We start from the raw sequence: 3,605 nt of genomic DNA on the forward strand, positions 1-3,605 counted from the left end.
ATCCCGCTTGCCGATGCCAGGAATTTTATCAACCGGTACTTTAAAAGGCTCCCGAAAGTCGAAGAATTTATAAAGAAAACGATTGAAGAGGCTACCAAAAAAGGTTACGTCGAGACATTATTGGGAAGAAGAAGATATATCCCCGAGCTTAAGAGCGGCAACACGAAGATTAGAAGCCTGGGCGAGAGATTTGCGGTAAATGCACCCCTTCAGGGAAGCGCAGCCGATATAATCAAAGTCGCAATGGTGCGCATTGACAAACAAATAGAAGAAGAAAACCTGCAGATAAAAATGGTCCTGCAAGTTCACGACGAGCTTATCTTTGAAGTGCCCGAACGTGAGCGCGAGATTGCGGCAAACCTTATAAATGTCATGATGGAAAACGCATATCCGCTAAAAGTAAGACTAAAAGTTGAGACTTCCATCGGGTATAATTGGAAAGAAGCCACGAAGTAAGTTATAAAATTAAATAAATAGAATTGCCAAATTGCTTAATATAACTTAAGCTATAAGAGCAATTAAAGTAAAAAGCGTTTCAATTAGAGGAATAGTTGCCAGGCAAGCGGCCACGCCGCATGGATAGAAAGGAAAAGCGAGTTGAAGGCAGATTAGCCAAGTTAGTCTTTTCCGGCCCCGCATAGGGTGATCCATAAAGTCCATAGATAGACGTGCCTGCAACCACCTCTGGTGGTATTTTATTTTTTGAGACGCTAATTTGGGAGGTTTCTATTAATGTCGGAAAAAGAACCAGTTGAAAACCACGAGAGCTATATGATGGTAAACGAGGCCGGCGTGCTCGTGCCCGATTACGATCAAACCATCAAGATATTTGATGACGGGGATATAGTTGTCGGCGAGGTTGTGAAGGTCGATAGGGATGAGGTGTTGGTGGATATCGGATACAAATCCGAAGGAGCGATCCCCGCACGCGAATTATCGATCAGACCTGATGTCGATCCGGGCGAGGTTGTAAAGGTTGGTGATCGCATCGAGGCCCTGGTTCTTCAGAAAGAAGACAAAGACGGCCGTCTCATCCTTTCTAAGAAACGCGCCGAGTACGAAAAGGCATGGGGAAGGATCGAAAAGATCGCCAAATCAGAAGAGAAAATATCCGGCCGGGTTATCGAGGTCGTCAAGGGCGGCCTGATTATAGACATCGGTCTACGCGGCTTCCTGCCGGCATCGCTTGTCGATATCAGGCGCACAAAAGACCTCACACAGTTTATCGGTCAGGACATGGAGTGTCGAATTATCGAGATGGATAGGAACCGCAACAATGTTGTCCTATCCAGGCGTGCAGTCCTCGAGCAGGAGAAAAAGCACGAGAAAGGCAGAATTCTCGAGAAGATCGAAAAAGGAGCGGTACTTGAAGGCAAGATTTCAAGTATCGTTGATTTTGGGGCCTTTGTTGACCTCGGCGGTATTGATGGCCTTATTCACATCTCAGAGCTTTGCTGGGATCACATCGATCATCCGTCAGAAGTAGTCGCCGTCGGCGACGAGGTTAAGGTTCAGGTCCTGGATGTTGATTTCGACAGGGAAAGGATTTCCCTCGGCCTACGCCAGACCCAGGAAGACCCGTGGAAAGAGAGAGCAGGCAAGTACGCCATTAGCCAGATCGTAAACGGTACGATTACGAAGCTGGTCCCGTTTGGCGCATTCGTTGAGATCGAGGAAGGCCTTGAGGGCCTCATCCACATCTCCGAGCTAGCCTACAAACACATAGAAATGCCCGAAGAGATAGTCAAAGTCGGCGATGGCGTTGAAGCCAAGATCGTCGGTATTGATTTTGACCGCAGAAGGGTAAGCCTCAGCATCAAGCAAACCCAAGAGCCACCGGTTGACGAGACAAAAGCGGAGCCCGCAAAGGCTGAAGCAATAGCTGAAACCGTAACGGAAACCGCTGTCGAAGAAGCCGAAGAAGCCGAAGAGGCTGTAGCGGAAGTCGCCGAAACAATTATAGAGACCGAGGAAACGGTCAATTGTGCGGGCGAGACCGTCGAGGAAATCATCGAGGTCGTAAGCGAACCCGAAACCGAGCCCGAGCTAAGGGTTATCGAGGAAGTAATTCCGATTGATCCGGTAGAGGTTGTAGTTGAGGTTGAAGCCGAGACAGTGACAGAGGCCCCGGCGGTAACAGAAGCCGTCGAGCAACCCGAAGACGCCGGCGCTATTGAAGAAGAAACCGACTCCGCAGACCCGGATTCCCTTGAAGCGGTCCTGAAACAAATGAAAGCAGCCCAAGCCAAAAAAACGCCCGCGGAATAACGGATTAGGTAATAGATAGTATATCGTAATTCTTAAGCAGAGGGCTTTGTGTAAAGCAGAGCCCTCGCTTCTGCTTTTCTGGTATAGTAATAACCTGGAGTATAGTAAGGGCCAGCCAGGATAGTCCGGGGAACTCGTCATGAAGCTCATAGGCATAACAGGTGCGATAGGGTCAGGAAAATCAACGGTAGCCTTGCTCTTGAAAGAGAAAAGCGCGATTGTTATTGATGCCGATAAGGTAGCCCGTGAAGTCGTCGAGCCAAAAAAACCGGCGTGGAAGCAGATTGTCGATCATTTCGGTGAAGGTATTCTTCTTCCCGACGGGGAAATAAATAGGCGCGAGCTGGGTAAGAGAGTCTTCGGACATCCTGAAAAGCTCGCCCGTCTCAATGAAATAATCCATCCGCATGCAATAGCCGAAATAGACCGCAGAGTCGAGCAGCTTGAAAGCGAGTTTAAGAACGGGCAAGCGGTGGTCATCGATGTGCCGCTGTTATTTGAAGCCGGCATGCACACGCGCTGCGACCTCACGGTTGCAGTCATCGCTAACAGCGAAATAAGGAGGGAGAGGCTTCTGGAGAGGGGAATGTCTCGATCGGAAATCGAGCGGCGTATGGAATCCCAAGAAGGCAAAGACATCCTGGAACAACAGGCCGACGTCGTTATTGAAAACAACGGTACTCTAGCAGAGCTAAAAGAAAAAGTAAATGAACTCTGGAAGCGTATTCAAAATCACTAAAGCATATTAGAATGAACAGTATGCTACAATCCAGTAATTGATATATGAAGGCAATAAAATTCGCAGTCACCATTTTAATTCTATTGACGGTTGCTTTTCTGTGGTACCGGTGGTCATCTCCGGATAAGTGGGAACACATCCTGTATCCTCTTGAATACCAGGACCTGATAAGCGAGGCAAGCGCAAAGTACTCCATAGACCCCTATCTTGTGTGCGGGATCATCTATGTGGAGAGTAAGTTCGACCCATTTTCCGAATCCAAGGTAGGGGCAATCGGCCTCATGCAGGTTATGCCCAACACGGGGACCTGGATTGCAAAAAAACAAGGCAGAAAGTTCGATCCCGATAACCTTACGAGCCCGGAGATAAATATCGATATGGGCTGCTGGTACTTTAACTACCTGCGTTCGAAATACGGCGATGAAAAGCTTGCGCTTGCCGCATACAATTCCGGCTATAAAAACGTAGACCGCTGGTTAAAGCAAGCGGGCTCGGGAACCGTCGAGGACCTGGTGGCAAAGATCCCGTTCAAAGAAACGCGCATGTTTATCCGGCGTGTCGAGGCGGCGCGGGATATGTATGAAAAGGTATATCCAAA

Annotated in this window: 4 protein-coding genes; all 4 read left to right on the top strand. The window is 48.5% G+C overall.

The window, feature by feature from the left end; all coding sequences use genetic code 11:
- On the top strand, positions 1–456 hold a 456-nt coding region (locus tag COY37_RS02005), incomplete at its 5' end, for a DNA polymerase (RefSeq protein WP_286975783.1).
- Between the two features lie 315 nt (positions 457–771).
- A complete protein-coding gene (gene rpsA, locus COY37_RS02010) occupies positions 772–2,268 on the top strand; it encodes a 30S ribosomal protein S1 (protein ID WP_353682440.1) in 1,497 nt (498 codons plus the stop codon).
- Positions 2,269–2,407: 139 nt separating this feature from the next.
- Entirely contained in the window at positions 2,408–3,007 is a 600-nt protein-coding gene (gene coaE, locus COY37_RS02015; protein WP_286678264.1) for a dephospho-CoA kinase, read from the top strand.
- A 44-nt stretch (positions 3,008–3,051) separates the two neighbouring features.
- Positions 3,052–3,605: lytic transglycosylase domain-containing protein (locus COY37_RS02020; protein ID WP_286975785.1), on the top strand; the 554-nt coding region annotated here is incomplete at its 3' end.

The organism is Candidatus Aquicultor secundus (assembly GCF_002791875.1).
In the GTDB taxonomy this organism is placed as follows: Bacteria; Actinomycetota; Aquicultoria; order Aquicultorales; family Aquicultoraceae; genus Aquicultor_A; species Aquicultor_A secundus.

Excerpts from the sequence above, each read along its gene's own strand:
- coaE (WP_286678264.1), top strand. The coding sequence starts at position 2,408 with ATGAAGCTCATAGGCATAACAGGTGCGATAGGGTCAGGAAAATCAACG.
- rpsA (WP_353682440.1), top strand. The coding sequence starts at position 772 with ATGATGGTAAACGAGGCCGGCGTGCTCGTGCCCGATTACGATCAAACC.